The organism is Bacillus pretiosus (genome assembly GCF_051294775.1).
Classification (GTDB): domain Bacteria; phylum Bacillota; class Bacilli; order Bacillales; family Bacillaceae_G; genus Bacillus_A; species Bacillus_A wiedmannii.
The window spans coordinates 1-286 of record NZ_JBPPHF010000481.1 but is presented as its reverse complement, the minus strand read 5'-3'; the positions used below and the strand labels follow the sequence as shown (position 1 = coordinate 286).

1 riboswitch is annotated in these 286 nt (G+C 37.8%).

From position 1 onward, the window contains the following. The first annotated feature begins 30 nt into the window (after window positions 1–30). Window positions 31–176: riboswitch (cyclic di-AMP (ydaO/yuaA leader) on the top strand. Window positions 177–286 lie beyond the last annotated feature (110 nt).

Sequence of the window (286 nt, the reverse complement as noted above, 5' to 3'; positions counted from 1 at the left end):
CACATAAATCATAAATAAAATTTCCAAAAAAACCTAAAATCGCTGAGTTCCAGAAATGGAGCGGGGGAACCAATTTTGTGCATCGTCACTTGGGGTGAATCTTTCAGTTTTGAAAGTAGGGCTAGTCTTTAGGCCCGAATCCGACAGCTAACCTCGTAAGCGTTTAGAGAGGAGGTTTACTTTGTGTTGTTCATGTCGAACACTAAGTAGAGCTTAGTGTTCTTTTTTCGATAATTTAATGGTAAATTTTTACAGAAAAGAGGGGTAGCTATGTTAGATGTTGTAT